This is a genomic window from Allobosea sp. 05L423 (genome assembly GCF_056397745.1).
Genome location: NZ_JBFTOA010000002.1, coordinates 700,360 through 722,856 on the forward strand (window position 1 = coordinate 700,360; position 22,497 = coordinate 722,856).

The window sequence follows — 22,497 nt, forward strand, 5'->3', positions numbered from 1 at the left end:
GATGCCGACTTGCCGGGAGGTCTTTCGGGATACGCGGTGCATCCCGGACGAAGCGAAGCGGAGACCCGGGATCCATGCCGGCGCGATTCCGGCTCGCGTTCCGGCATGGATCCCGGGTCGTCCTTCGGCCGCCCGGGATGACCGCGTGGAACCGACGAATTCCTCTAGCATGGTCGCGACGCGGCAGGCCAGCATGGCCGCCCACGCATCTCAGGCCGCTCCGAAGAAGAGATCGCCCGCATCGATGACCCGCCGGCCGGCTTCCGTTTCGAGTTCGAGACGCCCTGTCGGGTCGAGACCGACAAATCGCCCCGCCAGCGGACCGTCAGGCAGGCGGATGGTGATGGCCTCGCCGAGAAAGGCGGCGCGCTCGAGCCAGGCGGCACGGATCGGCCCGAAGCCACCGGGCTGGGACCAGATGGCGAAGCGCTGGGCGAAGGCATCGCTCAGCCCCGTCAGCATCGTCTCGACATTGGCCTGCGGCGCCGCCGCCTTGAGGAAGGTCGCGGGATAGGGCGTGTCGGAGGGGCAGGAGGCGATGTTGACCCCGCAGCCGACGATGACGTTGAGCCGCCCTGCCCGGCTCTCGCCTTCGAGCAGCAGCCCCGAGGTCTTGGCGCGGTCGAGCAACAGGTCGTTCGGCCATTTCAGCTTGAGTCCCGACGCGGCCGGGCCGAGCAGTTTCGCGGCGGCATCGTGCAGGGCGAGCCCCACCACGAAGCCGAGCTGCGGCGCCAGGGCCGGCTCGCAAGGGTCGGTCAGCAGCAGGCTCGCATAGAGATTTCCGGGGGGCGAACCCCATTGCCGGCCGTGCCGCCCTCTGCCCGCATTCTGGCTGCGGGCGACGATCCAGAGCTTGCCCGGCTCGCCCTGATCGAGCGCGCGACGAGCTTCCTCCATGGTGGAGCCGACCTCGTCCCGAATGATCAGCCGGTAGCCCGCGGCGCGGGCGGCCTCACCGAGCACGCGCCCTCGGCTCAGAAGAGCGACTTCGCCGCTGCCTCTGCCGCATTGAAGAGCGGCGCCGGCAGGAGCGAAAGCACCAGCACGAAGATGGTGGAGAACAGCAGCACGGTGCGCACACCGTAATCCGCAGTCTCGAAGTCCGGCTTCGGATCGTCGAAGTACATCACCTTGACGAGGCGCAGATAATAGTAGGCACCGACGACGCTGGTGATCACGCCGACGACGGCGAGCACGTAGAGCTTGGCCTCGATCGCGGCGAGGAAGACGTACCACTTCGCCCAGAAGCCGGCGAGCGGCGGGATGCCGGCGAGCGAGAACATCATCATCGACATCGCGAACGCCATCCAGCGATTGGTACGGGACAGGCCGGCAAGCTCCGAGATGTCCTCGACCAGTTTGCCGTCACGGCGCATCATCAGCACGCAGGCGAAGGCGGCGAGCGTCGTGGCGAGATAGATCGCCATATAGGTCATCACCCCCTGCACGCCGCCGGGGGTGCCGGCGGCAAGGCCGACCAGCGCGTAACCCATATTCGCGATCGAGGAATAGGCGAGCAGGCGCTTGATATTGCGCTGGCCGATCGCGGCGAAGGCGCCGAGCGCCATCGAGGCGATCGAGATGAAGACGATGATCTGGCGCCAGTCCTGGATCGCGCCCGGGAAGGCGCCGACGAAGATGCGGACGACCATCGCCATGGCGGCCATCTTGGGGGCCGAGGCGAAGAAGGCGGCGACCGGGGTCGGAGCGCCCTCATAGACGTCCGGCGTCCACATATGGAACGGCACGGCCGAGATCTTGAAGGCGACGCCGGCGGCGATGAAGACGATGCCGAAGATCAAGCCGATGCCGGCATGCCCGCCCTGCGTCGCCGCAGCGATGCCGGAGAAGGTGACGGTGCCGGTGAAGCCGTAGACCAGCGAGGCGCCATAGAGCAGCATGCCGGAGGAGAGCGCGCCCAGCACGAAGTACTTCAGGCCCGCCTCGGTCGACTTCGCATTGTCGCGGTCGAACGCCGCGACGACATAAAGCGCCAGCGACTGCAGCTCGAGGCCGACATAGAGGCTGATGAGATCGTTGGCCGAGATCATCATCATCATGCCGATGGTGGCGAGCACGACGAGAATGGGGAATTCGAAGCGCATCGCCCCCTCGCGCCGCAGAGTGTCGGCGGAGAGAAGGATCGTGGCGCCGGCGCCGATCAGCGTCAGCACCTTCATGAAGCGGGAGAAGCCGTCGGCGATGAAGCCGTTGTTGAAGGTCAGGAGCTTGCCGCCGGCCGAGACGACCAGCACCAACGCGACCGCAAGCAGCACGAGCGCGAGGCCTTCGAGCAGGCGCGTCGCGCGCTCACCCTGGATCGCGCCGATCAGCACCATCGCGATGGCGCCGACGGCGAGGATGATTTCCGGCAGGGCCGGGCCGAGAGCGGGCAGAGCCATGACGAGACCTTACTGCACGGCCGCCACTGCCGTCTTCGCGACAGTGAGCGCAGCCTGATAGTTCTTGATGAGCGCTTCGGTCGGCGCCGCGAAGGCGTCGAGGATCGTGTGCGGCTGCACGCCGTACCAGATCGTCAGCAGGACGAGCGGGACCAAGATCGCGATCTCGCGGCCGTTCAGGTCCTTGATGTCCTTGAGCTCCGGCTTGACGAGCTCGCCGAAGACGACCCGGCGGTAGAGCCAGAGCGCATAGGCGGCCGAGAGAATGACGCCGGAGGTCGCGAAGAAGGCAACCCAGGGATTGGCGCGGAAGGCGCCGACCAGCGTCAGGAACTCGCCGACGAAACCGGCGGTGCCCGGCAGGCCGACATTGGCCATGGTGAAGACCATGAACACCACCGCATAGAGAGGCATGCGGTTCACCAGCCCGCCATAGGCAGCGATCTCGCGGGTGTGCATGCGGTCGTAGATCACGCCGACGCAGAGGAAGAGCGCGCCCGAGACGAGGCCATGGCTCATCATCTGGAACATCGCGCCCTGGATGCCCTGCGGCGTCAGGGTGAAGAGGCCCATGGTGACGAAGCCCATATGCGCCACCGAAGAGTAGGCGATCAGCTTCTTGATATCCTCCTGCATCAGCGCCACCAGCGAGGTGTAGACGATGGCGATGACGGACAGCGCGAAGACCAGCGGCGCGAAATAATGCGACGCCTCCGGGAACATCGGGATCGAGAAGCGGATGAAGCCGTAGCCGCCCATCTTCAGCAGGATCGCCGCCAGGATGACGGAACCGGCCGTCGGCGCCTCGACGTGCGCGTCGGGCAGCCAGGTATGGACCGGCCACATCGGCATCTTCACCGCGAAGGAGGCGAAGAAGGCGAGCCACAGCCATGTCTGCATGCCGGCCGGGAACTTGTGGGCGAGCAGCGCCGGAATGTCGGTCGTACCGGCGTTCCAGTACATCGCCATCACCGCCAGCAGCATCAGCACCGAGCCGAGCAGGGTGTAGAGGAAGAACTTGTAGGAGGCGTAGACGCGCCGCTTGCCACCCCAGATGCCGATGATCAGGAACATCGGGATCAGGCCGGCTTCGAAGAACAGGTAGAACAGCACGAGGTCGAGCGCCGCGAAGACGCCGATCATCAGCGTCTCCAGGATCAGGAAGGCGACCATGTACTCTGCCACCCGCTTCTCGACCGAGGTCCAGGAGGCGAGGATGCAGAACGGCATCAGGAACGCCGTCAGCACGATGAAGGGGAAGGAAAAGCCGTCGACGCCGAGCTTGAACTTGATGGCATCAGAGACCCAGCCATGGGTCTCGACCATCTGGAAGCCGGGGTTGGCCGTGTCGAAGCGGCTCCAGGCGACGCAGGCGAGCACGAAGGTCAGCACCGTCGTGATCAGCGCCGCCCAGCGAGCGTTGGAGTCGACCGAGGCCTGATCGCCACGCTGCGCCAGGATGAAGGCAGCGCCGACCAGCGGCAGGACCAGAAGACCGGTGAGGATACCGAAACCGAAGGACATCATCTCACCCGCGGGTCACAAGATACCAGGTCACCAGCCCAGCGACGCCGATCAGCATCGCGAAGGCATAGTGATAGAGATAGCCGGTCTGCAGCCGGACCACCCGGTTGGTCACATCGACCACGCGGGCCGAGATGCCGTCCGGTCCGAGGCCGTCGATGACCAGGCCATCGCCCTTCTTCCAGAGGAAGCGGCCGAGCCATTTCGCCGGGCGCACGAACAGGAAGTCGTAGAGCTCGTCGAAGTACCACTTGTTCAGCAGGAACTGGTACAGCGCAGGGTTCGCAGCGGCGAGCTTGCCCGGAATGTCCGGGCGGCGGACATACATCCAGTAGGCGAGCACGAAGCCGGTCAGCATCGCCACGAACGGTGATGCCACGACCCACTTGGGCACCTCGTGCATGGTGTGCAGGATGTGGTTGTCCTTGCCCATGAACAGCGCCGACTTCCAGAAATGCTCGAAGTCGTGACCGACGAAGTACTCCTTGAAGGCGACGCCCGCGAAGATCGCGCCGACCGAAAGCAGGGCGAGTGGCAGCAGCATCACCCAGGGGCTCTCATGCGGCGTGTGATCATGGCCGTGGCCGTGATCGTCATGCGCGTGCTCATTGTGACCGTGTGCGGCATGGTCATGGTCATCATGACCATGCGAGTCATGGCCGTGGCCCCAGCGCGGCGCGCCCTCGAAGGTCATGAAGTAAAGCCGCCAGGAATAGAAGGACGTCATGCAGGCGGCGACGACCAGCAGGATGAAGGCATAGGAGCTGGCGAAGCCACCATGCTCGACCGAGGCATAAGCGCTCTCGATGATCGCATCCTTCGAGAAGAAGCCGGCGAAGCCGAAAACCGTCCCGGGGATACCGACGCCGGTCAGCGCCAGGGTGCCGATCGTCATCGCCGCCGCGGTCAGCGGGATGTGCTTACGCAGGCCGCCCATGCGGCGCATGTCCTGCTCGTGGTGCATCGCGTGGATGACCGAGCCGGCGCCCAAGAAGAGCAGGGCCTTGAAGAAGGCGTGGGTGAAGAGGTGGAAGATGCCGGCGCCGTAATTGCCGACGCCGAGCGCGACGAACATGTAGCCGAGCTGCGAGCAGGTCGAATACGCGATGACGCGCTTGATGTCGTTCTGCACGAGGCCGACCGTCGCGGCGAAGAAGGCCGTGGTGGCGCCGATGACGACGACGACGGTGAGCGCGACGGGAGCATACTCGAAGAGCGGCGACAGGCGCGCCACCATGAAGACACCGGCAGTAACCATGGTCGCGGCATGGATGAGGGCCGAGACCGGGGTCGGGCCTTCCATCGCGTCAGGCAGCCAGGTGTGGAGCAGGAACTGGGCCGACTTGCCCATCGCGCCGACGAACAGCAGCAGGCAGGTCAGGGTCAGCGCGTTCCAGTCATAGCCAAGGAAGCGGAAGCCCTGGTTCACGAACTCGCCGGCGCGCGGGAAGATCGCGTCGAAGGCGACCGAGCCGAACAGCACGAAGACCAGGAACATGCCGAGCGAGAAGCCGAAATCGCCGACGCGGTTGACGATGAAGGCCTTCATCGCCGCGGCATTGGCCGAGGGCTTCTGGTACCAGAAGCCGATCAGCAGATAGGAGGCGAGACCGACGCCCTCCCAGCCGAAGAACATCTGGACGAGATTATCCGCCGTCACCAGCATCAGCATCGCGAAGGTGAACAGCGAGAGATAGGCGAAGAAGCGCGGCCGGTGCGGATCCTCGTGCATGTAGCCGATCGAGTACAGGTGCACGAGCGAGGACACCGTGTTGACGACGACCAGCATCACCACGGTCAGCGTGTCCACGCGGAAGGCCCAGTCGACCTGGAGGCTGCCGGAGGAGATCCAGCTCGCGACCTGGATCCGCGTCGTGGCGGAGCCGAAGCCGACCTGGACGAAGGCGACCCAGGACAGGATTGCCGAGACGATGAGCAGCGAGGTCGTGACGATCTCGGAGCCGCGCGCGCCGATCAGCCGGCCGAAGAGGCCGGCGATCAGGAAGCCGATCAGGGGGAGGAAGACGATCAGGTGATACATGGCCGTGAGGTCCAGGCGCCGGACAGCGCTCAGCCTTTCATCATGTTGATGTCTTCCACCGCGATCGTGCCGCGGTTGCGGAAGTAGACGACGAGAATGGCGAGGCCGATCGCGGCCTCAGCCGCCGCCACCGTGAGTACGAGCAGCGCGAAGACCTGTCCGACGATGTCGTTCAGGAAGCTCGAGAAGGCGACGAAGTTCAGATTGACCGAGAGCAGGATGAGCTCGACCGACATCAGGATGACGATGACGTTCTTGCGGTTGATGAAGATGCCGAGCACACCGAGCGTGAACAGGATGGCGCTGACGGCGAGATAATGGCCCAGTCCGATCGTCATCACGCCATCTCCTCGGGAACGCCGGCGCGCGAGGGCACCTGCTTGACCTCCATCGCCGCGTCCTTGGTACGGGCGTTCTGGGTCGGGACGTGCTGGCGCTTGATGCCGTGCCGCTCGCGCAGCGTCAGCACGATCGCGCCGATCATGGCGACCAGCAGCACGAGACCCGCCGCCTGGAAGTAGTAGACGTACTGGGTGTAGAGCACGCGGCCGAGCGCCTCGGTGTTGGTGACGCCGGCAGGGATCGCGGCGACCGGCGCCTTGACGATCTGCGGGTCGATGACCCAGGCGCCGACGACCAGCAGCAGCTCGACGGCGAAGATGAAGCCGATGAGCGCACCGACTGGCAGATAATTCAGGAAGCCCTGGCGGAACTCGGCGAAATCGACGTCGAGCATCATCACCACGAAGAGGAAGAGCACCGCGACCGCGCCGACATAGACGACGACCAGCAGCATCGCGAGGAACTCGGCACCCAGCAGCATGAACAGCCCGGCCGCATTGACGAAGGCCAGGATCAGGAACAGCACCGAATGCACGGGATTGCGTGAGGTCACCACCATGAAGGCGGATGCCACGGTCACCCCTGCGAAAAGATAGAAGAAAGCCGCTGCGGCATTCATCTCGGCCAGCCCTTCCCGCCCCTTTTCGGCGCGGTCCTCGTTTGGTTCGTGCTCCGGGACTCGGGATCCCGGTGCAATTTGGAGCGTCTATAATCAGGCCCGCCGGACGCGACAACCGCGCGGCGGGTCTGGTCTCATTCCAAGGGCGTCAATCTCGGGCGAAGCGAAGCTCAGACCCAAGAATCTCCTGCAAGAGATGCTCGGGGCAAGCCCGAGCATGACGGCCAGTTCATCATCGATACGGCGCATCCATCGCAATATTGCGCGCGATCTCGCGTTCCCAGCGCGCGCCGTTCGCGAGCAGCTTGTCCTTGTCGTAGAACAGCTCCTCGCGCGTTTCGGTCGCGAACTCGAAATTCGGCCCCTCGACGATGGCATCGACCGGGCAGGCTTCCTGGCAGAAGCCGCAATAGATGCACTTCGTCATGTCGATGTCATAACGGGTGGTGCGGCGCGTGCCGTCGTTGCGGCGCGGACCGGCCTCGATGGTGATGGCCTGCGCCGGGCAGATCGCCTCGCAGAGCTTGCAGGCGATGCAGCGCTCCTCGCCGTTCGGATAGCGGCGCAGCGCGTGCTCGCCGCGGAAGCGCGGCGAGAGCTGGCCCTTCTCGAACGGGTAGTTCAACGTCGCCTTCGGCTTGAAGAAGTAGCGCATCGACAGGCCGATCGCCCCGACGAACTCCTTCAGCAGCAGGCCCCTTGCGGCTTGCGCGAGTGACATCGCCTTCGTCCTTCCATCCTCAGCCGAACAGCGTCCGGCCGATCACGAAACCCAGGATCGGCATGAAGCCGATCGTCATTGCCATCAGCGCCCGCCGCAGGATGCGGATGCGGCGCTCATAATCCATCTTTTCGGCCTCTGTCGTCGAGTGATCCGTGCGCCTCAGCGCCCCGATCACCACGGCCGAGATCAGCCGGTATTCCAGCAGGCCCAGCCCGAAGCCGATCAGGGCGCCGAGGAAACCCGCCATGTTCATGCCGCCAGCAGCCCAAGCCACTGAACAGCCTTGTATCCGCCGAAGCCACCGACAACCGCGGCGGCCACCGCCCGTCCGAGCGCCACGTCAAGCGCATCGAAGATTCGGCTTCGCCGCGCCCACCAGCACGCCGAGCCGTACAGAACCAGTGCTGCGATCATACCGAATGCAATTCCGGAGATCGCAGCCAAACTCACCCGCCGACCGGACCCCAGCCCGTCAACTGCAGCACCAGCGCCACGATCACCACGCTGGCGATCGAGAGCGGCAGGAAGACCTTCCAGCCCAGACGCATCAACTGGTCGTAGCGGTAGCGCGGCACGAAGGCCTTCACCAGCGCGAACATGAAGAACACGAGGCAGACCTTGAGCGCGAACCAGAACACGCCGGGCAGCCAGGTGAAGGGCGGCAGCGCGACCGGCGGGGCCCAGCCGCCGAGGAACAGGATCGTCGTCAGCGAGCACATGGTCATGATCGCCACGTATTCGCCGAGCATGAACAGCAGGTACGGCGTCGAGGAATACTCGACCATGAAGCCCGCCACGAGCTCAGATTCCGCCTCGGCCAGGTCGAAGGGCGGCCGGTTCGTCTCGGCCAGCGCCGAGATGAAGAAGACCACGAACATCGGGAAGAGCGGCAGGAAGTACCAGTTCAGGATGCTGAGCCAGGGCACGCCGAGCGCATGGGCCAGGCCACGGTTCTGCTGGGCTTCGACGATAGCCGAGAGGTTGAGCGAACCGACGCAGAGCAGCACGGTGATGATGACGAAGCCGATCGAGACCTCGTAGGACACCATCTGCGCCGCCGAGCGCAGCGCGCTCATGAACGGGTACTTCGAGTTCGAGGCCCAGCCGGCCATGATGATGCCGTAGACGCCGAGCGAGGAGATCGCGAGGATGTAGAGCACGCCGACATTGATGTCGGCGATCGCCCAGCCTTCCGCCACCGGGATCACCGCCCAGGCGCCGAGCGCCAGCAGGCAGGAGATGAAGGGCGCGAGCAGGAAGATGCCCTTGTTGGCGCCGGCCGGGATGATCGGCTCCTTGAGCGCGAACTTGATCAGGTCCGCGAAGCTCTGGAACAGCCCCCAGGGACCGACGACGTTCGGGCCACGGCGCAGCTGCACCGCCGCCCAGACCTTGCGGTCGGCGAGCAGTATATAGGCGATGAAGACCAGCAGGCAGACCAGCAGCAGCAGGCTCTTGCCGAGGATGATCGCGATATCGAGGACGAGGTCCCAGTTCATGGCCGGTTACTCCGCCGCCTGCTGGTGCCGGCCCGAGGCCAGCGCCGAGCATTCCGCCATCACGGCAGAGGCACGCGCGATCGGGTTGGTCTGGTAGAAGTCACTGACGGCCGGGGCGAAGCCCGCCTTGTCGGTCTTGCCGCCAAGGCCGGCGAGCTTGCCGATCTCCGCTGCGTCGTTGACGGGCAGACCGTCGAGCGCCGCGAAATGCGGGTGCGCCCCGTAGAGCGCCTTGCGCAGGCCGGACAGGGAGTCGAAGGGCAGCGTCTTGCCGAGATGGCCCGAAAGCGCACGCAGGATCGCCCAGTCCTCGCGGGCATCGCCCGGCGGGAAGGTAGCGCGATCCGCCATCTGCACGCGGCCTTCGGTGTTCACATAGGTGCCGGACTTCTCGGTATAGGCCGCACCCGGCAGGATGACGTCGGCGCGATGAGCGCCCTTGTCGCCATGCGTGCCCTGGTAGACGACGAAAGCGCCTTCCGGCACCTCGATCTCGTCGGCACCGAGCAGGAAGAGCACGTCGAGCGCACCCGGCTGGACCATGGCGGCGGCATCCAGACCGCCCGATCCATGAGCGTTTTCTTGCGGCACGAAGCCGAGATCGAGCGCACCGGCGCGGGCGGCGGCGGTGTGGATCACGCCGAAGCCGTTCCAGCCTTCGGCAATCGCGCCCAGCGACTGCGCCGCCTTGGCGGCGAGCGAGAGCACGGCCTCGCCGTCGGCGCGGGCAAGAGCCCCCTGCCCGATCAGCACCATCGGCTTGCCGCCGGCGGATGCGGCGGACTTGACGATATCGGCCAGCGTCTCCGGGCCGGCGCCGAGATAGTCGTAGGAATAGGTCAGGTCGGCCTTCTCGCCGATGACGCCGATCTTGAAGTCACCGCGCAGCCAGCGCTTGCGGATGCGGGCATTCAGGATCGGGGCCTCGCGGCGCGGGTTCGAGCCGATGATCAGCAGCGAGGTCGCGTCCTCGATGCCGGCGATGCCGGCGTTGAGGAGGTAGGAGGCGCGGCCGAACTTCGGATGCAGCTTCGTGCCGTCCTGGCGCGCGTCGAGATTGGCTGATCCGAGCGAGGCGATCAGCGCCTTCAGCGCGAACATCTCCTCGACCGCGGCCAGATCGCCAGCGATGGCGCCGATCTTCTCAGGCGCGGCAGCCTTCACCTTGGCGGCGATGGCGGCGAAGGCCTCGTTCCAGCTCGCCGGGCGCAGCCGGCCGTTCTCGCGGATATAAGGCCGGTCGAGGCGCTGGGTCTTGAGACCGTCGGCGACGTGCCGGGTCTTGTCGGAAATCCACTCCTCATTCACCGCCTCGTTGAGGCGGGGCAGGATGCGCATGACTTCCTTGCCGCGCGAGTCGACGCGGATGGCCGAGCCCACCGCGTCCATCACGTCGATGCTCTCGGTCTTGGAGAGCTCCCAGGGGCGGGCCTTGTTCTGGTAGGGCTTCGAGGTCAACGCGCCGACGGGGCAGAGATCGACGATATTGCTCTGCAGCTCCGAGCTCATCGCGTGCTCGAGATAGGTCGTGATCTCCATGTCCTCGCCGCGGCCGATGGCGCCGAGGTCGGAGGCACCGGCGACCTCGGTGGTGAAGCGGACGCAGCGCGTGCACTGGATGCAGCGCGTCATCGTCGTCTTGACCAGCGGCCCGATATACTTGTCCTCGACGGCGCGCTTGTTCTCGGCATAGCGCGACGTGTCCGCGCCATAAGCCATCGCCTGGTCCTGCAGGTCGCATTCGCCACCCTGGTCGCAGATCGGGCAGTCGAGCGGATGGTTGATGAGCAGGAACTCCATCACCCCTTCGCGCGCCTTCTTGACCATCGGCGACTTGGTCGAGACGACCGGCGGCTCGCCGTTCGGGCCAGGGCGCAGGTCGCGCACGCCGATGGCGCAGGAGGCCTGCGGCTTCGGCGGGCCACCCTTCACCTCGACGAGGCACATGCGGCAGTTGCCGGCGATCGAGAGCCGCTCGTGGAAGCAGAAGCGCGGCACCTCGACGCCCGCCGCCTCGCAGGCCTGGAGGACCGTGTATTCGGCGGGTACGTCGACCTCGATGCCGTCGATGAGGAGTTTCGTCATGGTCTCACTCCGCCGCCATCAGACGCACAGGCTCGCTGTGCGGGTTGGCGGCATAGTCGTCGATGCGCTGCTCGATCTCGTGCCGGAAATGCGCGATCAGGCCCTGGATCGGCCAGGCCGCGGCGTCGCCGAGCGCGCAGATGGTGTGGCCCTCGATCTGCTTGGTGACGTCGAGCAGCATGTCGATCTCGCGCTTCTGGGCGCGGCCTTCGGCCATGCGCTCCATGACGCGCCACATCCACCCCGTGCCCTCGCGGCAGGGCGTGCACTGGCCGCAGCTCTCATGCTTGTAGAAATGGCTGATGCGGGCAATGGCGCGGACGATGTCGGTCGACTTGTCCATGACGATCACCGCCGCCGTGCCGAGGCCGGAGCGCAGCTTCGAGAGCGAGTCGAAATCCATCGGCGTGTCGATGATCTGCTCGGCCGGAACCATGCGCACCGAGGAGCCGCCGGGGATGACCGCCTTCAGATTGTCCCAGCCGCCGCGAATGCCACCGCAATGCTTGTCGATCAGCTCGCGGAAGGGGATGCCCATCGCCTCTTCGACGTTGCAGGGCTTGTTCACATGGCCCGAGACGCAGAAGAGCTTGGTGCCGACATTGTTCGGGGTGCCGATCGAGGAGAACCAGCTCGCGCCGCGGCGCAGGATGGTCGGCGCGACCGCGATCGACTCGACGTTGTTCACCGTCGTCGGGCAGCCGTAGAGGCCCATATTGGCGGGGAATGGCGGCTTCAGCCGCGGCATGCCCTTCTTGCCCTCGAGGCTCTCCAGCAGCGCCGTCTCTTCGCCGCAGATATAGGCGCCGGCGCCGTGATGCACATAGAGGTCAAAGGGATAGCCGTGGACGTTGTCCTTGCCGATGAGCTTGGCCTCATAGGCCTCGTCGACAGCGCGCTGCAGCGCTTCGCGCTCACGGACATATTCGCCGCGGATGTAGATATAGGCCGCATGCGCGCCCATGGCGAAGGAGGCGATCAGGCAGCCCTCGACCAGCGTATGCGGGTCGTTGCGCATGATCTCGCGGTCCTTGCAGGTGCCGGGCTCCGACTCGTCGGCGTTGACGACGAGGTAATGCGGACGCCCGTCGCTCTGCTTGGGCATGAACGACCATTTCAGCCCGGTCGGGAAGCCGGCACCGCCGCGCCCGCGCAGGCCGGACTTCTTCATCTCGTCGATGATCCAGTCCCGGCCCTGCTCCAGCAGGAACTTGGTGCCATCCCAGGCGCCACGCTGGATCGCACCCTTCAGGGTACGGTCATGCAGGCCGTAGAGATTGGTGAAGATGCGGTCGCGATCTGCGAGCATGATCTGATCCTCACTCCGCCGGCTTGTCGCCGCTCTTGGCGGTCTTGGCACGCGAGCGGGTCGTCTTCGGCTTGCCGTCGGCGGACGGCGTGTCCTGGGCGGCGCTGCTCGGCTGGGCGGGCTCCGAAGGCTTTGGGCGGCCAGCGGCGGCGGTCTCGCTTGCAGGCTTGCTGGCGACGGCGGCCGGCGTGGCTTCGGCCTTCTTGGCGTCGGCTTCGGCAGTCTTCTTCGCTTCCGCCTCGGCTGCAGCCTTGGCGGCTGCGGCTTCGGCCGTGGCTTTGCGCTGCTCGGCGATGCGCTTCTGCCAGTCGCCGGCGCCGATCATCGAGCCGTCATAGAGGGCCTTGTCGGTCAGGGTCTGCGGACCGCCTTCGGGCTCGGAGCCGGTGCGGCCGTTCTGCGGGCCGGGCTGGGTCGGCCGGCCGTTGCGCAGGTCGTCGAGAAGCTGGCGGAAATTGGCCGGCGTCAGATCCTCGTAGTAATCGACGTTGATCTGCGCCATCGGCGCATTGCAGCAGGCGCCGAGACACTCGACTTCCAGCCACGACAACTTGCCGTCGGCGGTGACGGTCGATTGCGGGCCGATGACGTCTTCGCAGACCTTCTTCAGCGCTTCCGCGCCGCGCAGCGCGCAGGGCGTCGTGCCGCAGAGCTGGACGAAATACTCGCCCACCGGCTGCAGGTTGAACATGGTGTAGAAGGTCGCGACCTCCAGCACGCGCATCGGCGCCATGCCGAGGCGCCGGGCGACGGTCTCGATCACGGCGCGCGAGACCCAGCCCTCCTGCTCCTGCGCCTTCCACAGCAGCGGGATGACGGCCGAGGCCTGGCGGCCCGCCGGGTACTTGGCGATCTGCTGGTCGATCCAGTTCTCGTTCGCCGGGGTGAAGGCGAAGGAGGCCGGTTGGACAGGATCAGGTGCGAGACGACGGACGGACATTCGGCTTTCTCAACCCTGGCAATAGCTTCGATAGTGGGCGGCAGCGCGCGGCAGAGCCGGCGCACAACGCCCATAATTCGGATCCTGGCCGCCGCAACTGCAGCTGAAGACCGGATCCGTACAACGGCGGACATAAATCCAAGAGCACCAGCTCACATAGCCTGGCTGATCCTTGGCAACATAGCGAAACCCGGCCTTCTCGAGCTGCTGATAGGTCGGACGGCCCTGCGCCGACGCGCCGCAAGCGGCGATCGCGCACCCGACCAGACCGATCAAGACAGCGGCCAATCTCACCGATCGACCTCCCCAAACACGATGTCCAGCGAACCGAGAATCGCGGAGACGTCGGCGAGCATGTGCTTGCGGCACATGAAATCCATGGCCTGGAGATGGGCGAAGCCCGGGGCCTTGATCTTGCAGCGATAGGGCTTGTTGGTGCCGTCCGAGACCAGATAGACGCCGAACTCGCCCTTCGGCGCCTCGACGGCGGCATAGACCTCGCCGGCCGGCACCTTGTAGCCCTCGGTGTAGAGCTTGAAGTGGTGGATCAGCGCTTCCATCGAGCGCTTCATCTCGCCACGCTTGGGCGGCACCATCTTGCCGTCGAGCGAGGAGACCGGGCCGCCGCCATCGGCCGCCAGCAGCTTGTCGCAGCACTGCTTCATGATGCGCACCGACTGGCGCATCTCTTCCATGCGGATGTGGTAGCGGTCGAAGCAGTCACCGTTCTTGCCGACGGGGACGTCGAATTCCATCTCCTCGTAGCATTCGTAGGGCTGCGACTTGCGCAGGTCCCAGGGCGCGCCGGAGCCGCGCACCATCACTCCCGAGAAGCCCCATTTCCAGCAGGTCTCGAGGTCGACCACGCCGATATCGACGTTGCGCTGCTTGAAGATGCGGTTGTCGCTGAGCAGCCCTTCGAGGTCGTCGCAGACCTTGAGGAACGGATCGCACCACTCGGCGATGTCGTGGATCAGCGAGACCGGCAAGTCCTGATGCACGCCGCCGGGGCGGACATAGGCCGCATGCATGCGCGCGCCGCAGGCCCGCTCGTAGAAGATCATCAGCTTCTCGCGCTCCTCGAAGCCCCAGAGCGGGGGCGTGAGGGCGCCCACGTCCATCGCCTGCGTGGTGACGTTGAGCAGATGCGAGAGGATGCGGCCGATCTCGGAATAGAGCACGCGGATGAGCTGGCCGCGGCGCGGCACGGTCACGCCGACGAGACGCTCGACCGCCAGCGCAAAGGCATGCTCCTGGTTCATCGGCGCGACATAGTCGAGCCGGTCGAAATAGGGCACGGCCTGGAGATAGGTCTTGGCCTCGATCAGCTTTTCCGTGCCGCGGTGCAGCAGGCCGATATGCGGATCGACGCGCTCGACGACCTCGCCGTCAAGCTCCAGCACGAGGCGCAGCACGCCGTGCGCCGCCGGATGCTGCGGGCCGAAATTGATCGAGAAGTTACGGATGTTGTGCTCGGTCATTGCCGGCCTTCCTGCTGCGCCTGGAAGCGCGCCATCACTTCTGCGCCCGTCAGCCGCGGGCGCTCGCCGGCGAAGTCGTAGAGCGCCGGCTTCTCATCGATGAAGATCTCTTCGAGGAACTTGAACGAGCTGGTGTCGTCAAAGCTCTGGAAAGCCACGGCAACATGGTCCCCGCCCTCGCGCAGCCGCCAGAACAGGCTCGAACCGCAATTGCGACAGAACTGGCGCATGCCCCAGTCGGAGGAGACATAGCTGCCGAGCTGGCTCCCGTCCTCGATCGTGACCTCGCCGCAGGGCACGGCCATGAAGACCCCGCCGCTCCAGCGCCGGCACATGCCGCAATGGCAGACGTCCATCTCGTGCTTCGTCGGCACGGCGCTGAACCGCACCGCGCCGCACAGGCAGCCGCCGGACAGTTTTTGCGCCGCAGCCGCCATCACGCCCCCTTCGCCTTCTCGTCACCCGGCAGCACGTAGTCCGTGCCTTCCCACGGCGAGAGGAAATCGAAGTTGCGGAATTCCTGGTTGAGCTTCACCGGCTCGTAGACGACGCGCTTCTGTTCGTCGTCGTAGCGGACCTCGACGAAGCCGGTCAGCGGGAAGTCCTTGCGCAGCGGGTAACCCTCGAAGCCGTAGTCGGTGAGGATGCGGCGCAGGTCCGGATGGCCGGAGAAGAGGATGCCGTAGAAGTCGTAGGCCTCGCGCTCGAACCAGTTCGCCGCGGGGAAGACATCGATCACGGAGGGAACCGGCGTCGCCTCGTCGGTCTGGACCTTCACGCGGATACGCCGGTTATGGTGCGGCGCCAGCATATGATAGACGACGTCGAAGCGCTTCTCGCGGCCCGGATAGTCCGCGCCGGCGATATCGGTGAAATTGACGAAGCGGAAGCGCGGATCGCTGTAGAGCACCCGCAGCACCTCGACGATCGAAGCCGCCTCGGCATGAACTGTCAGCTCATCGAAGGCGACGACCGCGTCCGTCACCGCGCCGGGCAGCGCGGCCTTGATCTCTTCGCCGAGTTTTACGAGCGCTTCGCTCATCGTCTCACCCTATCGCCTGCAGCATCGACCGACGGAGCGCTCAGCGCTCGATCGTGCCGGTGCGGCGGATCTTCTTCTGCAGCAGCAGCACGCCGTAAAGCAGCGCCTCGGCCGTCGGCGGGCAGCCCGGGACATAGATGTCGATCGGGACGATGCGGTCGCAGCCGCGCACCACCGAGTAGCTGTAGTGGTAGTAGCCGCCGCCATTGGCGCAGGAACCCATCGAGATGACGTAGCGCGGCTCCGGCATCTGGTCGTAGACCTTGCGCAGCGCCGGGGCCATCTTGTTGGTCAGGGTGCCCGCCACGATCATCACGTCCGATTGGCGCGGTGAGGCGCGCGGCGCGAAGCCGAAGCGCTCGACGTCGTAGCGCGGCATCGAGAGCTGCATCATCTCGACGGCGCAGCAGGCCAGGCCGAACGTCATCCACATCAGCGAGCCCGTGCGGGCCCAGTTGATCAGATCGTCGGTGGCGGTGACGAGAAAGCCCTTGTCGGCGAGCTCGTTGTTGATCTCGACGAAGAACGGATCACGCGTGCCGACCGGCTTCCCGTCCGGGCCGAGAAGCCCCCGCGGTGCCTGCGCGACGAGCGGGTCGCCGCGATCGATCGCTGTGATTGCCATAACCTAACCCTCGTGAACCTTTGCCTGCCAGATAGGAAGCGGAACTCCGCCCCGCGATCCGACAGTCAGTCCCACTCCAGCGCGCCCTTGCGCCACTCGTAGACGAACCCCACGGTCAGCACGCCGAGGAAGATCATCATCGACCAGAAGCCATACCAGCCGAGACTGCCGAAGGCGACGGCCCAGGGGAACAGGAACGCGACTTCGAGATCGAAGATGATGAAGAGAATCGCGACCAGATAGAACCGGACATCGAACTTCATGCGGGCGTCGTCGAAGGCGTTGAAGCCGCATTCGTAGGCCGAGAGCTTTTCCGCATCCGGCTTCGAATAGGCGATCGCGAAGGGGGCGATCAGCAGGGCCAGGCCGATGACCGCCGAGACACCGATGAACAGCACCAGCGGCAGGTAGTCGCTCAGGATCGATGACACCGGAAGAGCTTGCATGGTCGAACTCACTTCAGACGGCCGCGGGGCGGCTCGCTGTCCCAGTCGCTTAGACCCTCGATTAGAATGAAGCAAGACTCCGCCGCGCCGCACAATCGCGCGAGCGGGTTGAATGCAGCGCAGGATGGGGCAGAATTCGTCTGCGTCCGCACACCCTCTCCGCCGTTCTGGGCGGAATTCCGTCGGAAACGCGTATTTTCAGCTGCAGGGACGGGCAGAAATCCGTTCACCGTGCCGAATCGTTCCCGGCCGGCAAGCCTGCCACGCCCGAAAGGCCTTCGATGTCTAAGCCGTTTCAGCCCGCCTTCGCGCCGAATCCGGCAATGGTTCCCGCGGCGCGATGAAGCCCGCCTGCCTGCGCGCCGCGGTCGTCCCGGCGCTTGCCCTTCTGCTTTCCACAACATCGGCCATGGCCCAGGAGGGCGAGCGCGTCCGCGCGCCCTTGCCGCCGCAGCGGCCGTTCGATCTCGATCTGGAGGGCACGCCGAAACTGCCGGACATCATCGTGCCGCGGGCCGCTTCCACGACAGCGCCGTCACCCCGCAGCGCCGCTCAGGACACGCCTCCTGCAGCGCCGGGGCCCGAAACACCTGAGAGCACTCCCGCCTCCGTAACCCCGCCCGCCGAAAGTACTCCGCCCGCCCCCGGCGAGCCGGACGACGATGAAGGCGTGGAATGGCCGAAGCTGACGCCGGGCCAGAAGGCCGGCGCCGAGCCCGACTTCGACCCGAACGAGAAGCCCGAGCGGCCGGGAATCTCGACCGATCCCGGCACCTCGATCACCTGCCTGCCCGACCAACTGAAGCAGACCCTCGGCAAGATCGTGGATCGCTATGGCGCGGTGAAGGTGACTTCGACCTGGCGGCCGCCCTGGCGCGCGCGGCGCGGCTCCTATCACAAGGGCTGCCAGGCCATGGACTTCCGCGTCCCGGGCGTGCGCCCGCGCGTCGTCCTCGAATGGGTGCGCAGCCTGCCGGAGGTCGGCGGGCACCATGTCTACTGGAACGGGCTGATCCACATCGACACGGGACCGCGCCGACCCTGGTAGGGAGCGGCGCTCCCGCCATCTTCCCTGTTTGAGCGGCCGCGAACGCGGCCGCTCATTCCTTTCAACCGGGATCAGGGCCCTTCGGCTGCCTCCGAATGGCCCGGCGCATCCAGCCGCAGCGTGACCCGCTTGACCGAAACATCATCGGGGTCGAGCGCAATCTCGAAACCGAGGCTGTGACAGAGAGCGAGCATCGGCCCGTTCTCCGCCAGCACCTGGCTATGCACGCGGCGGATGCCCTCGGCCCTGGCCCAGTCGATCATCAGCATCATCAATGCGCGGCCAAGCCCCATGCCTTTCAGGTCCGAACGCAGCAGGATCGCGTATTCGGCCTCGACATGTCCGGGGTCGGCATGGAGCCGGACCGCTCCGGCAGCGTCGCCGCTGCCGTCCTCTGTGGCGATGAAAGCCATCTCACGCGCGTAGTCGAGCTGGGTCAGGCGCGCGAGGAAGCTGTGGCTGAAGGATTTGAGCGGCGCGAAGAAGCGCAGCCTCAAATCCTCCGGCGTCACCCTGTTCAGCATCGCGCCGATCAGGAGTTCGTCTTCCGGCTTGATCGGGCGGACCGAAAAGCTCCGCTCGCCCAGCTCCAGCCGCCTCGTCCACGCAGCCGGATAGGGGCGGATCGCCGGGCGCCGGCGGCGCGTGGGGTCGGGTTCCAGCGCGATGCGGGCATCGACCGTGACGGCGCCGTTCGCATCGGCCAGGATCGGATTGAGATCGAGTTCGCGGATCTGCGGCAGCTCGGACGCCATCTTCCCCAATGCGACCAGCACCATGGCGATCGCGCGCCGGTCGGCCGCCGGGACATCGCGATAGGCCGCCAGGATACGCGAGACGCGGGTTCGCGAGATCAGGCTCTCGGCCGAAGCGAGATCGAGCGGTGGCAGCGCGACATGCGTATCGGCGATGAGCTCCGCCGCGGTTCCACCCCGGCCGAAAACGATCACGGGACCGAAGCAGGGATCAGTGGCGAATCCGGCGATCAGCTCCCGTGCCTTGGCGCGGTGCGCCATCGGCTGCACCATGAAGCCGGTCAAGCGTGCCTGCGGCCGCTGCCGGCGAAGGCGCTCCGCCATCTGCTCCGCGGCCGCGCGCACCGCGCCTTCGTTGCCAAGGTCGAGTTCGACGCCGCCGACATCCGATTTATGCGGAACGTCGGGGGAGACGATCTTGAGCGCGACAGTTCGTCCTGCCTCGAACTGCGCCCTGGCTGCCGCAACCGCCGCCTCGGCATCGGGGGCGATGACGAGATCGAGCGTCGGGATCCGGAACAAGGCGAGCAAACGCGTCACCTCATCCGGCTCGAGCCAGCTGCGTCCTTCTCCGAGCGCCCGCTCGATGATTGTCTCGGCGGCGGCGACGTCGGGCGGGTCGTCGTCATCGACCGATGGCGGCGTTGCCATCAGCTCCTTGATCAGCCCGGCATGACGGGTGAGGTGCTGGAACCCTACGACCGCCTCTTGCTCCGTAGCGAAAGAGGGAATCCCGGCGGCGGCGAAGATCGCCGCTGCGCTCTCTCCCGCTCCGATCCAGGCAGCGAGCACGGGCTTGGCCCGCGCGTCCCGGCGGGCACGAACGACCGCCCGGGCGCAATCCAGCGGATCAGCTGGCGCGACCGGCGCGTTGAGCGCCAGCACCGCGTCGACCGTTTCCTCCGCCAGCAAGCGCGAGACCGCTTCATAATAGTCCTGCGGGCTACGGACGATCTCAGGCTCCCGGCGCGGCGGCTGGGAGCCTGCCGCCTGCCGCAACCTGCCAGCGGCCAGCGCGGCGAGCCCCTCCCCGTTGCTGACGATGGCAAGCCGGCCGGCATCGGCCGACCGGGCCCGGCCGAGCGTCTCCGCGGCGGCGAAGAGTTCGTCGAGATCGTTCACGCGCAGCAGCCCGGCGCGATGAAAGGCTGCGTCATGCGCGGCATCGCTGGTCACGATCAGCCCGGCGTGGGTCAAGGCCGAGGAGGTGCCATCGGGGCGCGGTGGCTTCAGAACCAGCACGGGCTTGATCCGCGCGGCAGCGCGTGCCGAGGACAGGAAACGCGCGGCATCCGTGACCTCGTCGATAGCCAGCAGAATGGTGCGTGTGTGCGGATCGGCGGCAAAATGATCGAGGCAATCGGCGATATCGACATCCGCCCCCTCGCCTACGACCACGGCTCCTGACAGGCCGATCTCGCGACGCCCCGCCCAGGACAGGATGCCGGCGGCCACCGAGTTGGACTGCGCGGCCAGCGCCAGCGTGCCGGCGGAAAGATGCGTAGGCACTGCGGTCGCATTGAGGCCTAGGCGGGGAGCCGCGATCCCGAGGGACGACGGCCCGACCAATCTCACCCCCGCGGCACGGGCGGCCGCGCACAGCCGGTCGCGATCGGCGGCGTCCCCGTCCGGCACCAGCAGACCGGCGCAGCCGCGCTCCCCTGCCGCGGCCAGCGCCCGTTCCGCAGCCGCGCTGGAGGCGATGACGAGATCGGAAGGCGGCATGGACGGCAGGTCGTCCTCCCCGGAGAGCACGACCAGCTTGCCCCGATAAGCGCCCGCCTGGATTTGCCTTGCCAGCTCATCCGGTTCGGCAGCGCCGGCAATCACGGTGATTGTGGCAGGCTCGAGCAGGCGCTTGATCAGGGCGAGCGTCATCGGTCGGCCATGTCCGTTTGCAGCGGTGCGATCAGAAACGATCCTGGCCGCTCCGGCCAGGTGTCATCGACAGCTTTCACATACGATCGCGCACATCCCGTGACGAGCCTCTCGAACGAGCTGGCACGTCACAGTTCTCCCATGTCCGCGACCAAGACGCGACGACCTTCCGTTCCCATCATCCGAGAAATGCATCGACCTCGGCGCCGAATTGCTCGGCCTGCTCGATATTCGAGATATGGGCCGCGTCCAGCAGGCACTTGCGGGCGCCGGGTATCGCCACTCGGATAGCCTCGCCATCGGCCGGTGTCGTGGCCGGGTCCTTCGATCCGACGATCACGAGAACCGGATTCCGGATCGACTTGATCGACTCCCGCTGGTCCATGTCGCGGATCGCCATGCACGACCCTTGATAGCCGATGACGGGCGTCCCCAGAATCATGGCCCGCATCCTCTCCATGGTCTCGGGAGCCGCAGCGCGGAAGGATTCCGGGAACCAGCGCGCGATCGTCGCCTCGACGAGCGCTTCCATGCCGCCACTTTCGGCTGCCGCGACGCGGCCGTTCCAGAGATCGGCCGGCCCCATATAGGCGGCGGTATTGGCCAGGACCGCCCGCTCGATTCGGTCCGGCGCATGGGTCAGCAGCCACATGCCGACCATGCCACCCATCGAGAGCCCGCAAAAATGTGCGCGTGCGACGCCGAGTGCATCGAGCACGTCGAGCGCGTCCCGCCCCAGTTGCTGCATCGTGTAGGGAGCCGGCGAAACGATGCTGCGGCCATGGCCGCGCTGATCGTAGCGGATCACGCGGAAGCGCTTCGACCAGAGCGGAATCTGGTCGTCCCACATGGACATGTCCGAACTGAGCGAATTCGAGAGCAACAGCGCAGGCGCCGTATCGCTGCCGTCGATGCGCACTTCGAATTCCTCATGGCCGATCTTGATCCGCATCGCCGTCGCTCCGTCCGTTTCGGTCTCTTTGTGTGCTGGGGATATCATTGTGCGCAACAACAGAAAAAAGAAACATGCATGCTTGTCTGTTTGTTTCACGCCGACTAAGGTCCCCGGATGCCGCCATCAGCCGAGAAGCAGCGCCGGACTCAGGAGGAACGCTCGACGGAAACGCGGGCGCGGCTCGTCGAGGCGACGCTCGACCTCCTGGTCGAACGCGGCTACGCGCTTGCGACGACAGCAGATATTGCGGCCCGCGCAGGCGTCACCCGTGGCGCGCTGAACCACCATTTTTCCGGCAAGGACGATCTGATCGTCCAGTCCGTGAGCCATCTGCTCCGGAGCTGGATCGACGAGATCCGCGAGGTCGCCGAACTCGTCAAAGCCGGAAGCCTGTCCCTCTCCGAATTCGTCGATCGGATGTGGGAATTGTTCTCCGGCAAGCTGTTCCTGGTCACGCTCGAGCATGTGACGGCCGCGCGCCACAATCCCTACCTACGCGAACAGCTGGTTTCGGTGACGCGCGAATTCCATGCGGCGCTCGACGGCACCTGGCAGGATTTCTTCGACGGAACCGGCCTGCAGAAGCCTGAGGTCGAGGCCGCCTTCAACGCCACGCTCTGCCTGATGCGCGGCATGAGCCTGCAGACCATCCTGCGCGACGACCCCGCCTATTACGCGCGCCTTCTCGGCTTCTGGAAGACGGTCCTGGCCGAGCACTCGCAGAGCAGCCGCGCAAGCGAAGGCGCCATTTCCGTTCTGACATAGCAAGGCAGACTCCA

Annotated in this window: 22 protein-coding genes; 2 read left to right on the forward strand and 20 right to left on the reverse strand. The window is 66.0% G+C overall.

Annotated elements, in window-relative coordinates:
- Positions 1–210: 210 nt before the first annotated feature.
- From AC1DNE_RS07370 to AC1DNE_RS07455, 18 genes are all read right to left on the reverse strand, one after another.
- Positions 211–966, reverse strand: coding sequence for a biotin--[acetyl-CoA-carboxylase] ligase (locus tag AC1DNE_RS07370; RefSeq protein WP_441470612.1), 756 nt, complete (start codon positions 964–966; stop codon positions 211–213).
- 11 nt (positions 967–977) lie between these two features.
- Positions 978–2,405, reverse strand: a complete 1,428-nt coding sequence (gene nuoN / locus AC1DNE_RS07375) for an NADH-quinone oxidoreductase subunit NuoN (protein ID WP_476765117.1) — start codon at positions 2,403–2,405, stop codon at positions 978–980.
- Positions 2,406–2,414: 9 nt separating this feature from the next.
- On the reverse strand, positions 2,415–3,929 hold the full coding sequence (locus AC1DNE_RS07380; protein WP_441470614.1) for an NADH-quinone oxidoreductase subunit M: 1,515 nt from the start codon (positions 3,927–3,929) through the stop codon (positions 2,415–2,417).
- Positions 3,930–3,933: 4 nt separating this feature from the next.
- Positions 3,934–5,970, reverse strand: coding sequence for an NADH-quinone oxidoreductase subunit L (gene nuoL, locus AC1DNE_RS07385; protein WP_441470615.1), 2,037 nt, complete (start codon positions 5,968–5,970; stop codon positions 3,934–3,936).
- A 29-nt stretch (positions 5,971–5,999) separates the two neighbouring features.
- Positions 6,000–6,308 carry an NADH-quinone oxidoreductase subunit NuoK gene (gene nuoK / locus AC1DNE_RS07390; RefSeq protein WP_061968159.1) on the reverse strand — a complete coding sequence of 103 codons (309 nt, stop codon included), beginning with the start codon at positions 6,306–6,308 and terminating at the stop codon, positions 6,000–6,002.
- Positions 6,308–6,931: an NADH-quinone oxidoreductase subunit J gene (locus tag AC1DNE_RS07395; protein WP_441470616.1), complete on the reverse strand. Its 624-nt coding sequence runs from the start codon at positions 6,929–6,931 to the stop codon at positions 6,308–6,310. The genes nuoK and AC1DNE_RS07395 overlap by 1 nt, the downstream gene beginning before the upstream one ends.
- Positions 6,932–7,163: 232 nt before the next feature.
- Entirely contained in the window at positions 7,164–7,652 is a 489-nt protein-coding gene (gene nuoI, locus AC1DNE_RS07400) for an NADH-quinone oxidoreductase subunit NuoI (protein WP_038367698.1), read from the reverse strand.
- A 19-nt stretch (positions 7,653–7,671) separates the two neighbouring features.
- Positions 7,672–7,902 carry a hypothetical protein gene (locus tag AC1DNE_RS07405; protein WP_441470617.1) on the reverse strand — a complete coding sequence of 77 codons (231 nt, stop codon included), beginning with the start codon at positions 7,900–7,902 and terminating at the stop codon, positions 7,672–7,674.
- A gap of 2 nt (positions 7,903–7,904) precedes the next feature.
- Positions 7,905–8,069 carry a hypothetical protein gene (locus tag AC1DNE_RS07410; RefSeq protein ID WP_476765115.1) on the reverse strand — a complete coding sequence of 55 codons (165 nt, stop codon included), beginning with the start codon at positions 8,067–8,069 and terminating at the stop codon, positions 7,905–7,907.
- Between the two features lie 32 nt (positions 8,070–8,101).
- Positions 8,102–9,154 carry an NADH-quinone oxidoreductase subunit NuoH gene (nuoH, locus tag AC1DNE_RS07415; protein ID WP_441470619.1) on the reverse strand — a complete coding sequence of 351 codons (1,053 nt, stop codon included), beginning with the start codon at positions 9,152–9,154 and terminating at the stop codon, positions 8,102–8,104.
- 6 nt (positions 9,155–9,160) lie between these two features.
- The gene (gene nuoG / locus AC1DNE_RS07420; RefSeq protein WP_441470620.1) at positions 9,161–11,239 is read right to left on the reverse strand and encodes an NADH-quinone oxidoreductase subunit NuoG; all 2,079 of its coding nucleotides are present in this window, start codon (positions 11,237–11,239) and stop codon (positions 9,161–9,163) included.
- Positions 11,240–11,243: 4 nt separating this feature from the next.
- A complete protein-coding gene (nuoF, locus tag AC1DNE_RS07425; protein WP_441470621.1) occupies positions 11,244–12,548 on the reverse strand; it encodes an NADH-quinone oxidoreductase subunit NuoF in 1,305 nt (434 codons plus the stop codon).
- A gap of 10 nt (positions 12,549–12,558) precedes the next feature.
- Positions 12,559–13,488: an NADH-quinone oxidoreductase subunit NuoE gene (gene nuoE, locus AC1DNE_RS07430; protein ID WP_441470622.1), complete on the reverse strand. Its 930-nt coding sequence runs from the start codon at positions 13,486–13,488 to the stop codon at positions 12,559–12,561.
- Between the two features lie 290 nt (positions 13,489–13,778).
- Positions 13,779–14,969 (reverse strand): NADH-quinone oxidoreductase subunit D, encoded by a 1,191-nt coding sequence (locus AC1DNE_RS07435; RefSeq protein WP_441470623.1) that lies wholly within the window; start codon positions 14,967–14,969, stop codon positions 13,779–13,781.
- Positions 14,966–15,406 (reverse strand): GFA family protein, encoded by a 441-nt coding sequence (locus AC1DNE_RS07440; protein WP_441470624.1) that lies wholly within the window; start codon positions 15,404–15,406, stop codon positions 14,966–14,968. The genes AC1DNE_RS07435 and AC1DNE_RS07440 overlap by 4 nt, the downstream gene beginning before the upstream one ends.
- A complete protein-coding gene (locus AC1DNE_RS07445; RefSeq protein ID WP_441470625.1) occupies positions 15,406–16,011 on the reverse strand; it encodes an NADH-quinone oxidoreductase subunit C in 606 nt (201 codons plus the stop codon). Before AC1DNE_RS07445 ends, AC1DNE_RS07440 begins: the two co-directional genes overlap by 1 nt.
- Before the next feature lie 40 nt (positions 16,012–16,051).
- Positions 16,052–16,636: a NuoB/complex I 20 kDa subunit family protein gene (locus AC1DNE_RS07450; protein WP_441470626.1), complete on the reverse strand. Its 585-nt coding sequence runs from the start codon at positions 16,634–16,636 to the stop codon at positions 16,052–16,054.
- A 65-nt stretch (positions 16,637–16,701) separates the two neighbouring features.
- Positions 16,702–17,082, reverse strand: coding sequence for an NADH-quinone oxidoreductase subunit A (locus tag AC1DNE_RS07455; RefSeq protein WP_400510278.1), 381 nt, complete (start codon positions 17,080–17,082; stop codon positions 16,702–16,704).
- A gap of 340 nt (positions 17,083–17,422) precedes the next feature.
- On the opposite strand from AC1DNE_RS07455, the gene AC1DNE_RS07460 reads away from it, so the two are divergent.
- Entirely contained in the window at positions 17,423–18,130 is a 708-nt protein-coding gene (locus AC1DNE_RS07460) for a YcbK family protein (RefSeq protein WP_441470627.1), read from the forward strand.
- Positions 18,131–18,201: 71 nt separating this feature from the next.
- Here AC1DNE_RS07460 and AC1DNE_RS07465 read toward each other — a convergent pair whose 3' ends face one another.
- Complete coding sequence (locus AC1DNE_RS07465; protein WP_441470628.1) at positions 18,202–20,763, reverse strand: bifunctional acetate--CoA ligase family protein/GNAT family N-acetyltransferase; 2,562 nt, start codon at positions 20,761–20,763, stop codon at positions 18,202–18,204.
- A gap of 178 nt (positions 20,764–20,941) precedes the next feature.
- Entirely contained in the window at positions 20,942–21,715 is a 774-nt protein-coding gene (pcaD, locus tag AC1DNE_RS07470; RefSeq protein WP_476765112.1) for a 3-oxoadipate enol-lactonase, read from the reverse strand.
- 117 nt (positions 21,716–21,832) lie between these two features.
- On the opposite strand from pcaD, the gene AC1DNE_RS07475 reads away from it, so the two are divergent.
- Positions 21,833–22,483, forward strand: a complete 651-nt coding sequence (locus AC1DNE_RS07475; RefSeq protein ID WP_476765111.1) for a TetR/AcrR family transcriptional regulator — start codon at positions 21,833–21,835, stop codon at positions 22,481–22,483.
- The last annotated feature ends 14 nt before the right edge of the window (positions 22,484–22,497 follow it).